Source organism: Gemmatimonas phototrophica, from assembly GCF_000695095.2.
Taxonomy (GTDB): Bacteria; Gemmatimonadota; Gemmatimonadetes; order Gemmatimonadales; family Gemmatimonadaceae; genus Gemmatimonas; species Gemmatimonas phototrophica.
The window spans coordinates 2548872-2565785 of the sequence record NZ_CP011454.1 but is presented as its reverse complement, the minus strand read 5'-3'; the positions used below and the strand labels follow the sequence as shown (position 1 = coordinate 2565785).

The window sequence follows — 16914 nt, the reverse complement described above, 5'->3', positions numbered from 1 at the left end:
GTACGATGTCTCTTCACCTTTTGCATGGGCCCGCGATGAACCGTCACCCGTTGCTGCTGTTCGCTGCTGCACTCACGCTGCTCGCGCCCCCGGCGCTGGGCGCACAGGCACAGCCTGTCCCCCAAACGTCGGCCAAGCCGGGTTGGAAGTGGACGATGGACAGTGTGCGGACCGTGGTGAATGAAGTACGAGCAGGGCGGTCGCTGCAGCCCAAGAGCTGGCCCGGTGGGGCCCGTGCGGCGGTCCTGCTCTCCTTCGACGTGGACAACGAAACCATCGCCGTTCGGTATGGTGAGCCAACGGTGGGGTCGTTGGCCGAAATGCAGTACGGCGCCCGGGTGGGATTGCCACGCATTTTGCGATTGCTCGACCGTCACCGCCTGCCGGCCTCGTTTTTCATTCCGAGTGTCAGTCTTGCGCTCACCCCTACCATGGCGCGTGATATCAATGCGAGCGGACGCCATGAATTCGCCGTCCACGGCTGGATTCATGAACTGAACACCACGCTGCCAGATTCCGCGGAGCGCGCGCTGCTCAAGAAGGCGGTGGAAGAACTGACGGCACTCACCGGCCGTAAACCGGTGGGGTATCGCGCCCCCAGCTGGAACTTCAGCCCGAATACGCTCGATATCGTGCGTGACATGGGCTTCCGGTATGAGAGCTCGCTGATGGCTGACGACGCGCCGTATGAGCTGCTCCACCGCGGGCAAGCCACCGGATTGGTAGAGCTACCAGTGCAGTGGATTCTGGACGATGCGCCGCTCTTTGATCCGCGCGGCGAGCGGTACATGAACCCCCGTGATGTCGCCCGCGTGTGGATGGATGAATTTGACAAGGCGTTTGAGGAAGGCGGCATGGTGGTGCTGACCATGCACCCGCACGTTTCCGGACATCGCTCTCGCATCGTGGCGTTGGAGATGTTCATTGCGCATGTACAGGCGAAGGGCGCCAGCAAGGTGTGGTGGGCCACCCACGCCGACGCTGCTGACTATGTGCGCAAGCAGGCCGGGCTGGGCGAGCCGAAGCCGCGGTAATCAGGGGCACCACATGACGGCCTTGTCGTTCACCAGATTGCGAGAGCGCTATCTCGAGGACACCCGCATGGGTGGGAGTGGCTCTGCGCCCGCACTTGCGCGAGCCCTCGAGCACATCGGGTGGCGCGCGGTGCGCGACCCCTCTCCAGAAGAACTTGCCGGATATCTGGCCATGCTCGTGGATGCCTGCGTGCACGAACATCGGGATATCATGGTGCTGATGGACGGTATGGCCACGGTTCTGCGGGACACGGGCCCTCTGCTTGATGGCGGGCTGCCGCCGGTTGAAGCGTATCTCCCGGCCGCCGAGGAGTTGGTACTGCGCTACCTTCGCGACGACAGCACTCACGAGAGTCCGCCCCTTTCCTTTTTGTAGTCACCTGCACGTTTCCTTTCCTACCTTCGATGGAGTTGGTGATGCGTCGCGTATTTCCCGTAGTTGCGATGACTCTGGCAGCCACCGCGTTGGTCACTGCGCCGGCCGTTGCCCGAGCCCAGCCGGCGTCGGCCGTGTACAAGCCGGGGGCACTGACCCCGTTTCAGCAGTTTACGCGCGACATCTACAAGGAACTGGTGGAGATCAATACCGGTGTGGAAACCGGCAACATCACCACGGCGGCAAAGGCGATGGCGGCGCGTTTCAAGGCCGCAGGAATTCCCGAGGCCGACATTTTTGTGGGCGGACCACGACCGGAGAAGCACAACGTGGTGGCCCGCATTCGTGGCAAGGGCGGCCCTGGCGCGCTCAAACCCTTGCTCCTGTTGGCCCACGTTGACGTGGTGGAGGCGCTCAAGGCGGATTGGTCGCCGGACCTCGATCCGTTTGTCTTCACCGAGCGCGACGGCTACTACTACGGACGTGGCACCGCAGATGACAAGGCGATGGCGTCCATCTTCGTCGCCAATGTCTTCCGCATGAAGCAGGAAGGGTACGTGCCCGATCGCGATATCATCATCGCGCTCACGGCCGACGAGGAAAGTGGTCCGGCGAACGGCGTCGACTGGCTGGTCAAGAACCACAGGGCACTTGTTGACGCCGCCTTGGTCATCAACGAGGGTGGCGGCGGTACGCTGCGCAATGGCAAGCCGCTCTTCAACGGTGTGCAGGCGGCCGAAAAAATCACCACCAATTTCACGCTGCGAGCCACCAACAAGGGCGGACATTCGTCGGTGCCGCGCGATGACAATGCGATCACCCAATTAGCCGATGCCTTGGCGAAAGTGGGGCGCTATTCTTTCACCGTAAAGCTCAACGAGGTCACGCGGGCCTTCTTCTCGCAAACGAGCCCGCTTGAGGAACCGGCCATGGGCAGGGCCATGCTGGCGCTCGTTGCGAATCCGGCCAATGCCAGTGCGGTCAAGGTGGTCACGGCGGATCCCCGGTACAATGCGATGTTGCGCACCACCTGCGTGGCGACCGAGCTCAAAGGTGGGCACGCAACCAACGCGCTCCCGCAATTGGCCGAAGCCAACGTGAACTGCCGCATCTATCCGTCGGAAACGGCGGAGACGGTGAAGGCCGAGTTGGAGAAAGCCATTGGCGATACCAACGTCAAGGTCATCATCCGGTCGCAGCGCCCAAGTACGCCGGCATCTGCGTTACTGCCGGAAGTCATGCAGAACGTCACGCGCATCACTGCCGATATGTGGGGGGCGATGCCCATCATCCCCACCATGAGCACGGGTGCCACCGACTCTCGTTTCTTTCGGGCCCTCGGCGTGCCGGCCTTCGGCGTCTCCGGGCTGTTCAGTGATCCCACGGTGGATGCCCGTGCACACGGCCGTGATGAGCGCATGGCCGTGAAGAGCTTCTATGAAGGGCAGGAGTTCCTGTACCGTCTCACGAAAGCGCTCGCGACCAACGCGGTGCGGCAGTAGGCGCAGTGGTTCCTGGCCGTCAGGCCAGACGCCTCAATGCTCCGCGGTGAGTTGCAGAGTGCTCAGCGCGGAGCGGATGTCGCCGGGAATGGGGGTGGGGCGACGGGACCTGCGATCAACGTACACATGCACGAAGTGCCCAACAGCGCTGGCTGTCCGTTCATCGTTGCGAAAGATGGCGAGCTCGTAGCGCACGCTCGACGTGCCAAGGTGGGCCACCCGCAACCCGACGGTCACGCGGTCGGGAAAGGACAAGGGGGCGAGGTAGCGGCACCCTGTTTCCACGACGAGCCCGATTGCCGGACTCTCGGTGATGTTGAGCAGCTGTCGGTCTACCAGCCAGCGATTGACCGCGGTGTCAAACAGGCTGTAATAGACGACGTTGTTCAGGTGCCCATAGCCGTCGTTGTCCATCCATCGCGTGTCGAGGGCAATCGTGTGCGCATAGCGTTCACGCGTTTCCATTTGCGCCATCCTTCCCAAAGGTTTGCCACCAACAGTCCGCCAAGCAGGAAATACACCGCGCCCACGGCCATGAAGAGCGTAAAGCTCGCGATGGCCGCGACAATGCCATAGACCAGCTGATCAGCCGCGCGCGGCGGCGAGGTGGGTGGATCGGTAGCCATGAAGCCGGCAAAGAAGAGCGCCATGTGCACATCGGGCGCGCGAAACAGTTCCGCCACCAATGCCGGGTTCCCCCAATAGGCGGCGATCGTGCCAAGCGCGAAGTGGACGCCGAGGAACGACAGCACCAGCACCAGTTTGTTGAGGCGCCACGCCATGAAACCGGCGGTGCCCAACAGGAGCAGCACCCAGGGGAGCGACAGCTCGGGGAGCGCTCCCCACCAGTTCTGTCCGCTGTCAAAGAGGTAGTAGCTCGCGACCAACCCGGCGGCCGCCGGATTGAGAACGTTCGCGCGCTTAACGCGCAGCACGTGCTTGGCCGCAATCGCCAGCGCCGCCGATCCCGCAGCCACGAGCCACGGCACGTGCGGACTCAGAATGATTCCCACCAGCCAGCCCGTCAGCATGGCACCGTCGGGAATGCTCCACGTACCATCTCGCCATCTGATAACCGGGGCATCCATGAGCATGGCCGTGGCGATGGCCGCCAGCAGCCCCGGCATGACGAGGGCCCATCCGGTGTGAGTTGCGGCGGGAACGGTGAGGGCGCCGAGCAGTAACGTGAACAACCCCTTGGGCGACCGCAGCCAGCGCCGCGCGTGCCGTGGCCACAGGCTCGGCGACGGAGACGACTCCTCAGAGAACTCAGCGCGCGGCAAGGTCCCACTCCGACATGCCCCACCCGTGAACCAGGTGGACGTCCCCATGGGCATCCACCAGGCAGCCATCTACTCCCTGCGACGTGAGCAAGTTGGCACCCTCGCGCGGGCCCAGCACAAACGCCGCCGTAGCCAACGCATCGGCAATGGCGGCCTGCGGGGCCACCACGGTAACGCTCTGGCACAGTGCGGCCGATCCGCCGTGCGCCCGCGGGTCAACCAGATGGTGGCCACGGGCTGTGCGCCGTGCGTAGTCACCACTGGTGCAGATGGCGAATTCGTTGGCCCGTACTTGTAGGGTCGCGAGGCGGTTTTTTTCGTCTCGCGGATGGACGATGCCTGTGCGCCACGGCTCCCCCTTGGCATTCAGCCCGCGGCACCACAAATCTCCGCCCGCGTTTATGCAGGCGTGAGCCACCGACGCCAACGTGCGGGCTGCCAGATCAATCGCAAAGCCTTTTGCTATCGCTCCCAGATCCAGGAGCAGCGGACGTCGCAGGAGCACGCTCGACGTACTCTCCTCGAGTTCTACATCACGCCACGAAATGTCGTGCTCGGCGATTGGCGCCGGCAGGGCCGGGCCGCCACGCCATGGCCGGTCAAATCCCAACTGGTGCACCCGGGCGCCCACGGTGGGGTCAAAGGCGCCGTGACTAGCGTCGGCCACCGAGCGGGCGAGCCGCAGCAATTCAAAGAGAAGCGGCGACACAACCGTGGGGACCGGTTCCGCCGCACAGAGCTGCATCAACTCGGAGTGTGCGTCGAAGCGCGTACATGTCTGCTCCACAAGCGCGAACCACCCGAGGGACTCCGCTGCGAGCGCCGACGCCTTGGGGTGTTCGCCGATGATCTGGACGGAGACCGTCGTGCTCATGGCCGTGGTGACCAACTCGTAGGTCGGCAACACCGACTGGCTCACGGCGCCGCGTGCTTCAAGGCTTCGAGCACGGCGTAGTAAAAGGCGTTGGCGCTTTCGGTGGCACCGGAGACGTTGTCCACTTCGGGGCTTTGCCGTTCGACTACCTGCGGTTGCAGGTGCGCAATCCACGAACAGGAGTAGCGGGTAAGGCAGCGACTGATGGCGGCAGCGGTAATCTTGCCCCCTTCAATGATGACGGTGACCTCCACGTCGCCATGTCGGGAGGTCCCCCAGCCGCTAAAGGTGCCATCCCGCCATTTGACGCGTTTGCTGCTGTCGGCGCTGTCCGGCGTAACCGCTGGTGGCGGCACGGGAGACGATACCACCAATGGGGCGGGGGTGGGTGTCGGGACGGGTGCCGGCGCGGCTGGCGCCGAAATTTGAGGGGATGCCGCGGCTGGGGGTGTTGGTGCCGAGGTGGCGGTGTTGAGGGCCGGTGCATTGGTCGTCGCGACGGGAACCGGTTGTACCGGACTGGCAGCCTGGAGCCGTTCGGCGTTCAGCTCGCTGGTGGGCACTCCATCGGCGCTCCCCGTTTGATTCGGTAAGGTGGTTCCCTGGTCTACGGCCGAGGCTGCCACTAATGGTTGAGCTCGCATGGCGGGCACTGGTGTTCCGTCCGGTTGGCCAGCCGATGGAACCCGTCGGGCGCTACTGCGAGTGGCGAGTTGCGCCGCCGCGTCGCTGGTCCGGGCGTATCCGGTGGCATAGACGGCCATCACGGCCACCGCCCCCATCGCCACCAGTGAGGTGGGAAGAGCCGGATTCCGCGCGGGGGGACTCGGTAGTGACGGAGCGGGCGCCTTGGCGGTTGTCACACTGCTGGGGCAGAGGGGAGTTGGACAGCCACAAGGTACACGCCCGAGCGGTACGGGACGTTGAAGGTCGTCGTTTTTCCCCTAGTTTACCGTCAACGGCAGGGACAATCTGCGCGTAGGCGGGACGGAGGAAACAACCGCACCTGTAGATGTCGTTACTCATCGGTTACGGTCGTATCGGTTCGGACCGATGCCCCGCCTCCACTCCGGTTTGATCCGGAACCTGGTTCCATTACCCCTGAGGAGACTCGCTCATGCTCCACTCGTGGCGCCCCCTGCTGGCGCTGGCGGGGCTACTCGCTCTCGCCGGTCCAACGGCTAGTGCGCAGCAGCCCGGTACCCTGACCGTGACCGTGACCGATGCGGCCAATCAGCGCCCCGTCGAAGCCGCTCGCGTGTTCCTGGTGGGTACGACAATCGCCGGTCAAACCACCCCCGAAGGCCGCCTCACGCTGCGCGCCATCAACCCGGGGCAGTACACGGTGCGCATTTTGCGCGTCGGTTACACCGAGCAGTCCAAGCCGATCACGATCGCTGCCGGGCAGACGGCCACGCTGAACATCGCGCTGGCTACGGCGGCCGTGAACCTCGCCGCCGTCGTCACCACCGCGACCGGTGAGCAGCGCCGCGTGGAAATCGGCAATGCCACGGCCAATATTGACGCCGCGAAGCTCACGGAGTCGGCGCCACTGGGCAATTTGAACGACCTCCTCAATTCGCGCGCCCCCGGTGTGACTGTCACCAGCGGCACGCAAACTGGTACGGGCGCGCGTATCCGTATCCGTGGCATGAACTCGGTCAGCCTGAACAACGAGCCGATCTGGATCATCGACGGCATCCGGATGACGAGCAACAACGCCAGCTTCTCGACCGCGACCGGTAGTGGTGGTGGTACGGGTGGTAACGCCCCAAGCCGCGTGGGCGACCTCAACCCGGAAGAGATCGAGAATATCGAAATCGTGAAGGGACCGTCGGCTGCCACGCTGTACGGTACCGATGCCGCCAACGGCGTGATCCTCGTGACCACCAAGAAGGGGCGCGCTGGTGCGGCACGGTGGACGGTGTACGGCGAAGGCGGTTCGGTCTACGACCGCAACTTCTATCCGGATGCCTACTCTCTCTGGGGCAAGCGTCCCGGCGAAACGGTGTCGTCACGTGCCTTCTGTAACCTGCAGCGTGTCGGACAGGGGCTGTGCGCCGCCGACTCCACGAGTTCGCTGAATATTTTCGACGAAAAAGATCTGACACCGGTGTCCACCGGCAACCGGCGCCAGTTGGGTGCACAGGTGTCCGGCGGCACGGAAGCGGTGCGGTACTTCCTCTCGGCCGAAGACGAAAACGAAATCGGCGTCCTGGAACTGCCGGAGTTTGAGCGCCTGCGTATGGACTCCACGGGAATCCCGATCCGTCCGTGGACGGAGCGTCCCAACACCATGCTGCGTCGGTCGCTGCGTTCCAACGTGAATGCCCAGCTCAATCCGAAGCTCGACGTGGGCATGTCCACCAACTTCATCAACATCGCGCAGCGCTACTCGCTCGAATCAAACGCCACGGCCGGTCTGGGCTCTCACCTGTTTGGTGGCCCGGGCACCCGCAACAACGGCAACGTTTCCGGGCTGGGCACGCCGCTCAACGGCTATCGCGCCTGGACGCCTGGCTACATGTGGGCGGAAAAGACCGAGCAGGCTGTCAATCGCTTCATCTGGTCCGGTCAGGCGAACTACCGCCCCACGTCGTGGCTGTCCACGCGGGCCGCTATCGGTAACGACTGGACTGGCCGCAACGACGAAAACCTGCTCTTCCGCGGCGAAGGGCCGCCGCTCACCGCGATCACCCGTTTGGGCTCGCGCGGCATCAACCGTGTGAACATCAACAACTTCACCGTCGACATGGGTGCTACGGCCAACTACGAAAAGTTCGGCTTCCAGCACAAGACCACGGTGGGGGCGCAGTATATCGGCTTCCGTTTTTCTTCCGCATCGACCGGTTCCAACCAATTGGCGCCCGGCTCGCAGAACGTAGGCTCCGGAACGCAGCCCAGTGTTGGAGAAGGGACCACGGAAACCAAGACGTTTGGTTCTTTCATCGAGCAGTCGCTGGCGTGGCGTGATCGCTTGTTCCTCACGGCCGCCGTGCGGAGCGACCAGAACTCCGCCTTTGGTACCAACTTCCAGAGCATCGTCTATCCCAAGGCATCGCTGTCGTACCTCATCTCCCAGGAAGACTGGTGGAAGGCACCGGCGTTCGTGAACAGCTTCCGCTTGCGCTACGCCTACGGCCAGTCCGGCGTGCAGCCTGGCCCCAACGACGCCCTGTTCTTCTACAACGCCGGTATCACCAGCGTCGCCAATGCAGAGCAGCCGACGGTAACCCAGGGCGCGCTTGGAAACGCGGACCTGCGCCCGGAACGCTCGGCCGAACATGAAATGGGTTTTGAAACCCAGATGTTCAGCCAGCGCATCAACCTGGACTTCACGTACTACAACAAGCTCACGACAGACGCGCTCATCAGTGCCGTGCTTCCGCCCTCCTTTGGCTCGGTGGCGTCACAGTTGCGCAATCTCGGTTCGGTAAAGAATGCCGGGATTGAAGTGGCACTGAACGCACAGCTCATTCAGCGTGAGAAGTTCGGATGGGACGCCAACATTGCGTTCTCCTCCAACGACAACAAGGTCGTGTCGCTGGGTGACACGCCGGCGCAGCTTGGCTTGCCCACCCGTACCGTGGCCGGATATCCGATCGGTGGCTACTGGTCGCAGCCAATCAACGGCTGGGAAGACAAGAACGGCGACGGGCTGCTCACGTACTTTGCCGATGCCGCCCGCAACGAAGTGTTTGTTGGCGACTCGGTCATCTTCCGGGGTTACTCCACGCCGCGCTACATGACCACGCTGGTGAACGGCTTCGATCTGTTCAACAAGCAGCTGCGCTTGCAGGGCATGGTGGATTGGCGCAGTGGTGGTTTGTGGTACAACAACACCGAGCGGATTCGCTGCACGCGACCCAACTGCTCGGGGCGCAACAACCTGAACGCCGAATTCGTCGATCAGGCCACCAACATTGCCGCCAACGAACACCCGGCTCGTACGCTCGACGGCTTCCTGCAGAGCGGAGCGTTTGTCCGTCTGCGCGAAGTGTCGGCCCAGTGGACCCTCTCCAACAGCCTCGCCAAGCGCCTCGTGCGCGGTCGCTCGCTGTCGCTGGTCGTAACGGCGCGTAACCTCAGGCTGTGGACCAACTATCGCGGGACTGATCCGGAGTCGGGCTTCAACACCACCAATGGTACCGACGCGCCAAGCGAGTTCCAGACTGTTGGACCGCCAAGCTACTTCATCACGCGTATCAACATCGGATTCTGAGGCTACCGACCCATGACATCATCTCGCATTTTGGGCCGGCGCTCATTCGGGCGTACGGCAGGCGCGGTCGCCGCGCTTGCCCTGTCACTGACGGCCTGTCAGGAAGCGAACGACCGATTGCTCGGGGTAACGGACCCCGACATCATTTTCCCCGGCGACCTTGAGCGGGCCGATGGAGCAGTCGCCCTGGCGAACGGCACCATTGGTACGTTCCGTACCATCACGGGTGGTGGTGAAAGCACATGGATGTTTGGTGGGTTGCTGGCCGATGAATGGTCCACCAGCTCCACCTTCATCCAGAACGACGAGACCGATCAGCGCCAGATTCAGCTCATCAACTCGTCCGTCACGGGCATGTTGCGCAACCTGTATCGGACGCGCACGCGGGCGTACGAAGCCATCGAGTCGATCAAGAAGTTCAGCCCCAGCTCGCGGGCGTTGATGGCCGAGATGTATCTCGCGCGCGGCTTTGCCGAGATGCAGCTGGCGCTCGATTTCTGCAACGGAATTCCCATTCCCAACAATCCGCTGGCCAATCCACCGGAGAACGGCGACCAGAAGAGCACGGCGCAGGTCTTTGCACTGGCCGCGGCATCGCTCGATACGGGTTTGACGTTTGCCAATGGCACGGATGCGCAGAGCGTGCTGATGAACAGGTCAATCCGTGTCGTGCGGGCTCGTGTGGCCCTGGCGCTCGGCGATTTTGCGACGGCGGGTACACTGGTTACGGGCGTGCCCACGAATTTTTCGTACGTCCACACCTTCTCGCTCACCACCAGCTCCAACACCCTCTGGGGACAGGGGCTGAGCGCGCGCCGCTATAGCGTTGGTGATAGTGTCGAAGGCAACGCCCGAAACATCCGTGTCACGAATGCCATTCCGTTCGCCTCGGCGCGGGACCCGCGTTTGCCCGTGACGATTCCCACGTCGGGATCGATCAACGGACAAGACGGTCAGACCTACGCTCGTACTACCGGCATGTGGGGGCAGTTGACTGCGGTGGACGTGGTGAACGGCGTGGACGCCCGCATGATTGAAGCGGAAGTGGCGCTGCGAAACAACAACCCAACGCAGTTCCTGGCGATTCACAACACGCTGCGGAATGCGCCGCCCAAGCTCGGGGAAATCCAGCCGGCGGCCATGGCAGCGCTGACTGATCCGGGCACCGAAGCCGGACGTGTAAATGCCCACTTCCGTGAAAAGGCGTTCTGGACCTTCAGCCGCGGCCAGCGGTTGGGCGACATGCGCCGCCTTATCCGTCAGTACGGACGCACGGAGGCCACGGTATTTCCGCAAGGGGTTCACTACAAGGGCGGTAACTACGGCGGCGATGTGAATCTCCCCGTAACGCAGCCGGAAGAGAACAACCCCAACTTCAAGGGCTGCACGGACCGCAATCCGTAAGCAACGGTTTGAAGCCTGAAGGGTTCGTCGAACGGCAGAGTGGCCCCTCCATCCTCGCGGGTGCAGGGGCCACTCTGTTTTTCACGTGATAATCAATCGGTATCGGTGTGCCCTTCGTCACCGTTCGTTCGGCGTGGAAGTTGCCACTATGTAGGCACATGTCGTACGGACTGATTCTCGGGGCGCTGTTCGCGCTGGTGGTGCTGCTGGGCGGAGTTGGCGGGCTGTTCTGGTGGGTGAGGCGTTCGGTGCACTATGGCCGCCAGCTACCAGGGCCCCCCCTTCCGCTGTTCAGTCACGATCGTGGCGCCCTCTTCCCACGGGACGATGCGGCTGACGACGATCGAACCGCCGAGGTGATGCGGGCCCGCACGGCCTGGCAGCGGGAGTAGATCCGGCCAGGGGGCGGCGGACGGGCCGCAATTAGGCAGACTCATCCATATCCGGAAACTGGAAAGTAAAGTACTGATAAGGTTTGCTCGCTGTCACGTAGCGGGAAATGGGCCCATCCCTGATCGTTACGTCATACAGTACAGGCCGTCCTTCCTGTACAGCATTCCGTACTCGCACCTCCGGCATCCTGGCCGTTCTCCGTATGGCCTACCTCCGCTGCACCCAGTGTGGATCCAAAGCTTTGGTCGCTGCCTCGCAGTGCCCCAAGTGTGCGCATCCGTTCAACCTGCTTGATGCACGCGGACAGCGCGCCAAACTCAAGCGCTGTCGTTCGTGCGGCATCATGCATCGCGTGGATGCTTCCTGTCACTGGTGCGGTGAGGTGAAGTCGGTGTTCACCTGGCCGACGATTTCCGCCAATGCCATGCGCAGTGCGGCGGGTGTTGCCTTGATGATTACCGCGGCCGCTGGTGTGTGGCAGTATGCGCCGCACTGGCGTGATCTCGCCGCAACGGCGCGTGTCGGTGGTCCCGTGGAGATCACGCCATCTTTCGCCACACCCGCGGTCAGTCGAGTTGAGCCATCGCTTGCCCAAGTGCAGCGCGCTCAGACGTCCGCAGTGATGGCCAGCGACAGCGCGGCCGGCACGGTGTCCTCCGCTAGCGGCTTGCAAGGCATGACGGATAGCATCACCTGGACACCGGCGGTGGCGCGCACCTGGGTGAACGTGCGCTCTGATGCAAGCCGCGGTGGGCAGGTGGTCGGGGTGATCAAACCATCGTCTCGCGCCATGCTGGGCACCGACCGCGCCGGCTGGCGCCAGGTGCGCTCACCTGATGTGAGTGGCTGGGTGGATCCGCGTCTTTTCGAAGCCGATAGTCTGCGTACCCGGGGCGAGTAAGTGGTGCGCAGGATGGTGACGCGCCGCGGGTTTACGCTGTTGGAAGTGCTGGTCGTCATTGTGGTCATTGCCTTGCTGGCCACACTGGTGGCCCCCAACATCTTTCGCAATGTTGGCGATGCCAAGGTGGCCACCGCCAAGGCACAAATGGAAAGTCTGGCCACGGCACTGGATACCTATCGTCTCGACAACGGACGATACCCAACTTCGGCGCAGGGGCTGAACGCCCTCTGGCAGAAGCCGACCATCGACCCACCCGTCACATGGCGCGAGCCGTACGTGCGCAAAGCCATCCCTGACGATCCGTGGGGGCGCCCCTACGTGTACCTGGCCCCGGGGAAGGCCAACCCCTCTGGCTTTGATCTCGCCTCCTATGGCGCTGACGGTCAACCCGGTGGTGACGGGGAAAACGCCGATATTCTGAGCTGGAAATAGTCCCTGTCGTCGTAAGCACAGCTGTAGTGGAAAATCGGACGGAATTGTCAGGTGCTGGTGGGAGAATACCATGGCTTCCCCGACTCTCTTTTTCCGGGAAAAGGGCGAATCTCAGCGTACGATGCGGTTTGTTTTCTCTCTTTTCCGGACTAGCCATGCTTTCAGCCACTGCTGAACATGCCGTGCGTGCCGTGCTACTTCTCGCGCGCCACAACGGCGCCAAAGCCCTTTCCGCCGACGCCATAGCCGCCGAATTGGGAGCGCCCAGAAACTATCTGGCCAAGACTCTGAACGCGCTCGCAAAGGCCGGGGTCGTGCACAGCGCCCGCGGTGCTGCCGGCGGGTTCACCTTGGCCATTCCCCCGGAGACGTTGACGCTCGCCCGCATCATCGCGCCGTTCGATGATCACGCACGGACGCCGGCCTGTCTGTTGCGGAATCATGCGTGCGACCCGCTCAATCCGTGTGCCGTACATACACGGTGGAACGCCATCGTGGGGCATGCGGCCGTGCGTTTCGAACAGACGACCATTGCCGAACTCCTTCAGGCCGCCGGTCCTGTCCGCAGCTACGTTCCGTCATCGGTCTTGACGATGGACGCTGGATCGTCGCTCTCCAAACTTTCCACGGCACAGCTGTCGTAGGCCGTAAGCCGTAGCCCCGCGCGCGTCACGCCATGATGCCCATGCATTGATGGTGCGACGCCGCGAGGCTAGCGTGTGTCATGCACACGCTGGCTGACTGGCGAGCGGCGTTGCCGCGTGCGTTGCCCTCGGCAGGGTGGCGCACGCGGTTTGCGCCGGCCCCCACCGGATTTCTCCACCTTGGGCATCTTGTCAATGCGATGCACGTGTGGGGTATTGCGCGCGCCTATGGCGGGCAGGTTGTACTGCGTCTAGAAGACCACGATCAGACCCGCTGTCGCCCCGAATATGAGCAGGCCCTGCTCGACGACCTCGACTGGCTTGGGCTGGCGCCGGACCTGTTTCCCACGACGTCGTTTGCACGCGACACCGCGCAGCATCCGGCCCGACAGTCGAACCAGTTGGACCGCTACGATGCGGCGATGCGTTCGCTGGAGGCGCGGGGGCTGGTCTATCCCTGCCGGTGCACGCGCAAGGACGTTGCGCGTCGCGCCCCGCACGCCCCGGGGGAAGAACCGTGCTATCCCGGCACCTGCCGCGAGGCGCGGGTCCCCCCCAACGAGTCCTTTGCCAGGCGACTGCGTCTACCGCTGGATCCCGTCACCTTTCACGATATCCGATTGGGTCCCCTGACTCAGGTGCCGGCACAGCAGTGCGGTGACCTGCTGATTCGCGATCGGCACTCGCAGTGGACCTACCAGTTTTCCGTGGTCGCGGATGACATGGCGCACGCCATTGATGTGATCATTCGTGGCGAAGACCTGCTGGCGAGTACGGGGCGTCAGCTGCAGCTCGCCGCGCATTTGGGGCGCACCGCCCCCGTGTCCTTGCTGCATCACACGCTGCTGCTGCACGCCGACGGCAGCAAGCTGAGTAAGGCCACGCACGATACCGCCCTCCGGGACATGCGAACGGCGGGCGCGCGTCCCGGAGAACTCCTGGGATTGGCGGCCCGCCGTGCCGGTCTGACCACCGCCTCGACGTTGGCGGTGGACGACCTCCCTCAGCTGTTCGTCTAGCGCAGTACGCTATTTGGCGCCCAGCAGTCCCATGACCACCAGCAGCACCCACTGCGGACCCTTGTAGCCGTCGTTGCGATCATCGTACGACTCGTCAAGCGAGTGCGCGCCGCGGCCAACGCCACCGCCATCCAGTGTCACCGCCGGAATCCGGAGATTCATCGGCACGTTGGCGTCGGTGCTGGAGATCGTGAGTGGGGCGTACACATTCATAGTACGAGCTGCCGCCAGCGACGCACGCACAATGAACGCACTGTCCGGCGTGCTTCCCGCAGGACGCAACCCAATGGTGTCAATCACCAGCGACAGCGCGGCGTTGCTCTTGGGCCAGCGCGCCTTCTCCTCGACCACCGCTTCCCGCAGCGCCTTCTGCAGGCGCGCATCAATCTCCGCCAGTGCCGCGGCCGTCTCGCTGCGCAGGTCCACGTCCATGCTCGCTTCGAACGGGATGGAATTCACTGACGTACCGCCGGTCACAATGCCCACGTTGAAGGTGACCTTGGGCGTGGTGCTGGCTTCGAGATCGGCGATCTTGGCGATGGCGCGACCCATGGCGTGCATGGGGTTGGGCATGCCAAACGCCCCGTAGCTGTGCCCACCGGGGCCCTTGTAGTGCACCCGGTACCGGTTGCTGCCCACACCGCCGTTGGTGACCCCAAACCCGGTACCATCAATCGAGATGTACATGTTGATGGAATCGCGCATGGGGCTGGAGAAGATCGCGCGCGTGCCACGCAGATTGCCGGGGCCTTCCTCACCCACGTTGCCCACCACGATCAGCTTGCCGCTGAAGGGGATCTTTTGCGTGATGACCTGACGGGCCACGGTCAACACGACGGCCAGCCCGCGGCAATCATCGCCGATGCCCGGCGCGGTCATCTTGGTCCCCTCGCGCTTGACCCGCACATCGGTGCCTTCCGGGAAGACCGTGTCCAGGTGCCCCGCCAGCAGCAACGTCGGGCCTGGGCGGACGCCGCGAATTTCGCCGATGACGTTCCCTTCCTTGTCGATGCGCACATTCTGCACGCCAAGCTCGCGGAACCGCTTGGCATACTCGGCGGCGCGTGCCTGTTCCTTGAACGGCGGGGCCGGGATCTGACAGATGGAGGCCTGCTGGTCGAGCGTCCATGCGTTGTCGCTCTGGATCGACTTGAAGGCGGCCGCAACGGTGGGGTGCGTGGCCAGCTTGTCCATGGTCGCCTCAAGGGGCGAGGCCTTGGACTGTGGCTTGGCCTGTGCAGTCAGCGCCACTGGCGCAGCAGCCAGGAGCGAAACGCACAACGCCGGGAAAACGGCCCCGGCGTTGGTGACAAAGCGGATGGAGCGCATGACGGTCAACTCGTGATCGTGATGGTGCCGGCGGTCGTGTTGGAGGTCACGGTGAACTCAAACAGGCCGGAGGTACGCTCACCCCCGGTCCAGGCGCCGTTGCTATTGAACGTCGCGCCATGATTGGGACAACGGAAGCCCGTGGCATTAATTCCGATGGTCGTCCCCTGGTGGGGGCATACCATGGAGAACGCGCGATAGCTGCTGGTGCCGCTGCGCACCACGGCCACCGGGGTCCCCGAAGTGGTGACCTGCGCGATGCCCCCCACGGCGCCCAGCGCCGCAAAATTGGCGAGGGTCACCGTCAGGTTCAAGTTCACCGGGCCGGTAGCAGCGGTGCCACTCTCGCCCCCACAGGCGGCGAGGAAGGCTCCCACGGCGGCCAGAGAACCTGCGGCCAGAAAATCCCGACGGCTACACGACGAACAGGTGGACATGCACGGCTCCGGATTGGGTTAGACTTTCACAACCGCCGCGCCCCACTTGGCGGGATCGGTGTCACTTTCAAAGGCAATGTCGGGATCTACTGTAATGGTTGCGCCGTCCCGTGTGATCTGCAGACGATCCATGTTTCTCGTCGCACGTCCACTCACGAACGTCCCGTTGGGTAGGTACTTCGACTTGTGGCGCGGGCACTGAAAGCCCGCATTCTTGGACATCACCTTGAGCGCCGTATTCTGGTGCGGGCACGACAGGGCAAAGGCGTACACCTCTCCCGCGTTCCGGCACAGGATGACTTCGTTGGCGGCGTCAATGGACACGCCATCGGTCGCGGGGAGCGCGTACTTGACGGCGCCGCGCCCCTTCCGTGGCTCGAGCGCCGCAACGCTCTGTACGGGGCCGAGCAGCGACAATCCAGCCAGTGCTGCGGTAGCGGTAACGGCTTGACGGAGGAATGTGCGGCGGGCACTACACCCGTCGCAGGGCGACGCTGAGGAGTCGTGGTTCATCGCAAGGGTATTCGCGGGGGAATCAGATGTTGGCAACCACAACGCCCAGCAGCACCACGGCAAACCAGAAGACGAGACTGACCCAGGTATGCCGGCGTAGCGCCGCCCACGGTCCCGTGACTTCAGGCCCCGCCACAGACATTTCGATGGTGTTGCGGGCGTTGGTGAGCAACACGGTCTCCGTTCGGTTCATCAGGATGCCGTTTACAATCAGCGCGGCAAAACAGGCCATCTTGCCCCAGAACACCAGAGAGGTGGCAAAGGTGCCAAGGTCGGCCGTGGCCATCGCGACGCCGCTCACCACCATCCCCACCAGCGATCCGATCACTACGCCATGGGTGCTGTGCAGATCTTCCGCCATGGCCAGAAACGCTTCGCTGCTCCCCGGGGTGGCGCGCAGCACTCGGCGGTCGGCGGCAATGGCAATCCCCCCGCCCCCAAAGAGCGTCAGCACGTGCACGGCAATCACGACCGTCGGGAGCCAACTACTCGCCGAGTACAGGTCGGCCCAGGGTTGGAAGAGCGTGGTCAGCGTATCGAGCATGAGG

At 63.5% G+C, this 16914-nt stretch carries 18 protein-coding genes; 10 read left to right on the top strand and 8 right to left on the bottom strand.

All coding sequences use genetic code 11. The features are described from left to right. Positions 1–5: 5 nt before the first annotated feature. From GEMMAAP_RS10915 to GEMMAAP_RS10905, 3 genes are all read left to right on the top strand, one after another. On the top strand, positions 6–1034 hold the full coding sequence (locus tag GEMMAAP_RS10915) for a polysaccharide deacetylase family protein (protein ID WP_202969115.1): 1029 nt from the start codon (positions 6–8) through the stop codon (positions 1032–1034). Between the two features lie 13 nt (positions 1035–1047). Then, on the top strand, positions 1048–1410 hold the full coding sequence (locus GEMMAAP_RS10910) for a hypothetical protein (RefSeq protein ID WP_026849743.1): 363 nt from the start codon (positions 1048–1050) through the stop codon (positions 1408–1410). Positions 1411–1478: 68 nt separating this feature from the next. Then, a complete protein-coding gene (locus GEMMAAP_RS10905) occupies positions 1479–2912 on the top strand; it encodes a M20/M25/M40 family metallo-hydrolase (RefSeq protein ID WP_145979099.1) in 1434 nt (477 codons plus the stop codon). Between the two features lie 33 nt (positions 2913–2945). Here GEMMAAP_RS10905 and GEMMAAP_RS10900 read toward each other — a convergent pair whose 3' ends face one another. From GEMMAAP_RS10900 to GEMMAAP_RS20560, 4 genes are read right to left on the bottom strand one after another with little or no spacing between them, the layout of a single operon-like run. Next, positions 2946–3386, bottom strand: coding sequence for an acyl-CoA thioesterase (locus tag GEMMAAP_RS10900; RefSeq protein WP_026849745.1), 441 nt, complete (start codon positions 3384–3386; stop codon positions 2946–2948). Beyond that, complete coding sequence (locus tag GEMMAAP_RS10895) at positions 3299–4195, bottom strand: RnfABCDGE type electron transport complex subunit D (RefSeq protein WP_053334149.1); 897 nt, start codon at positions 4193–4195, stop codon at positions 3299–3301. The genes GEMMAAP_RS10900 and GEMMAAP_RS10895 overlap by 88 nt, the downstream gene beginning before the upstream one ends. After that, positions 4182–5114, bottom strand: a complete 933-nt coding sequence (locus GEMMAAP_RS10890; RefSeq protein WP_053334150.1) for an FAD:protein FMN transferase — start codon at positions 5112–5114, stop codon at positions 4182–4184. Before GEMMAAP_RS10890 ends, GEMMAAP_RS10895 begins: the two co-directional genes overlap by 14 nt. Further along, a complete protein-coding gene (locus GEMMAAP_RS20560) occupies positions 5111–5425 on the bottom strand; it encodes an FMN-binding protein (RefSeq protein ID WP_158514820.1) in 315 nt (104 codons plus the stop codon). Before GEMMAAP_RS20560 ends, GEMMAAP_RS10890 begins: the two co-directional genes overlap by 4 nt. A 761-nt stretch (positions 5426–6186) precedes the next feature. On the opposite strand from GEMMAAP_RS20560, the gene GEMMAAP_RS10880 reads away from it, so the two are divergent. The 7 genes from GEMMAAP_RS10880 to GEMMAAP_RS10850 all read left to right on the top strand — a co-directional run bounded on the left by GEMMAAP_RS10880 (position 6187) and on the right by GEMMAAP_RS10850 (position 14087). Next, positions 6187–9291: a SusC/RagA family TonB-linked outer membrane protein gene (locus GEMMAAP_RS10880; RefSeq protein WP_026849746.1), complete on the top strand. Its 3105-nt coding sequence runs from the start codon at positions 6187–6189 to the stop codon at positions 9289–9291. 12 nt (positions 9292–9303) lie between these two features. Next, positions 9304–10695, top strand: coding sequence for a hypothetical protein (locus GEMMAAP_RS10875; RefSeq protein WP_026849747.1), 1392 nt, complete (start codon positions 9304–9306; stop codon positions 10693–10695). A gap of 158 nt (positions 10696–10853) precedes the next feature. Next, entirely contained in the window at positions 10854–11087 is a 234-nt protein-coding gene (locus GEMMAAP_RS10870; RefSeq protein ID WP_026849748.1) for a hypothetical protein, read from the top strand. Positions 11088–11290: 203 nt separating this feature from the next. Further along, the gene (locus tag GEMMAAP_RS10865) at positions 11291–11989 is read left to right on the top strand and encodes an SH3 domain-containing protein (RefSeq protein WP_026849749.1); all 699 of its coding nucleotides are present in this window, start codon (positions 11291–11293) and stop codon (positions 11987–11989) included. Next, positions 11990–12424, top strand: coding sequence for a type II secretion system major pseudopilin GspG (gene gspG, locus GEMMAAP_RS10860; protein WP_026849750.1), 435 nt, complete (start codon positions 11990–11992; stop codon positions 12422–12424). A 155-nt stretch (positions 12425–12579) separates the two neighbouring features. After that, positions 12580–13068: an RrF2 family transcriptional regulator gene (locus tag GEMMAAP_RS10855; RefSeq protein ID WP_026849751.1), complete on the top strand. Its 489-nt coding sequence runs from the start codon at positions 12580–12582 to the stop codon at positions 13066–13068. An 80-nt stretch (positions 13069–13148) separates the two neighbouring features. Next, positions 13149–14087: a glutamate--tRNA ligase family protein gene (locus GEMMAAP_RS10850; RefSeq protein ID WP_053334152.1), complete on the top strand. Its 939-nt coding sequence runs from the start codon at positions 13149–13151 to the stop codon at positions 14085–14087. Between the two features lie 9 nt (positions 14088–14096). Here GEMMAAP_RS10850 and GEMMAAP_RS10845 read toward each other — a convergent pair whose 3' ends face one another. From GEMMAAP_RS10845 to GEMMAAP_RS10830, 4 genes are read right to left on the bottom strand one after another with little or no spacing between them, the layout of a single operon-like run. After that, positions 14097–15416, bottom strand: coding sequence for a M20/M25/M40 family metallo-hydrolase (locus tag GEMMAAP_RS10845; protein WP_053334153.1), 1320 nt, complete (start codon positions 15414–15416; stop codon positions 14097–14099). Positions 15417–15421: 5 nt separating this feature from the next. Next, positions 15422–15853, bottom strand: coding sequence for a QcrA and Rieske domain-containing protein (locus tag GEMMAAP_RS10840; RefSeq protein WP_082821237.1), 432 nt, complete (start codon positions 15851–15853; stop codon positions 15422–15424). 18 nt (positions 15854–15871) lie between these two features. Continuing rightward, positions 15872–16366 carry a QcrA and Rieske domain-containing protein gene (locus GEMMAAP_RS10835; RefSeq protein WP_082821236.1) on the bottom strand — a complete coding sequence of 165 codons (495 nt, stop codon included), beginning with the start codon at positions 16364–16366 and terminating at the stop codon, positions 15872–15874. Between the two features lie 22 nt (positions 16367–16388). Further along, positions 16389–16910: a hypothetical protein gene (locus GEMMAAP_RS10830; protein WP_026849753.1), complete on the bottom strand. Its 522-nt coding sequence runs from the start codon at positions 16908–16910 to the stop codon at positions 16389–16391. Positions 16911–16914 lie beyond the last annotated feature (4 nt).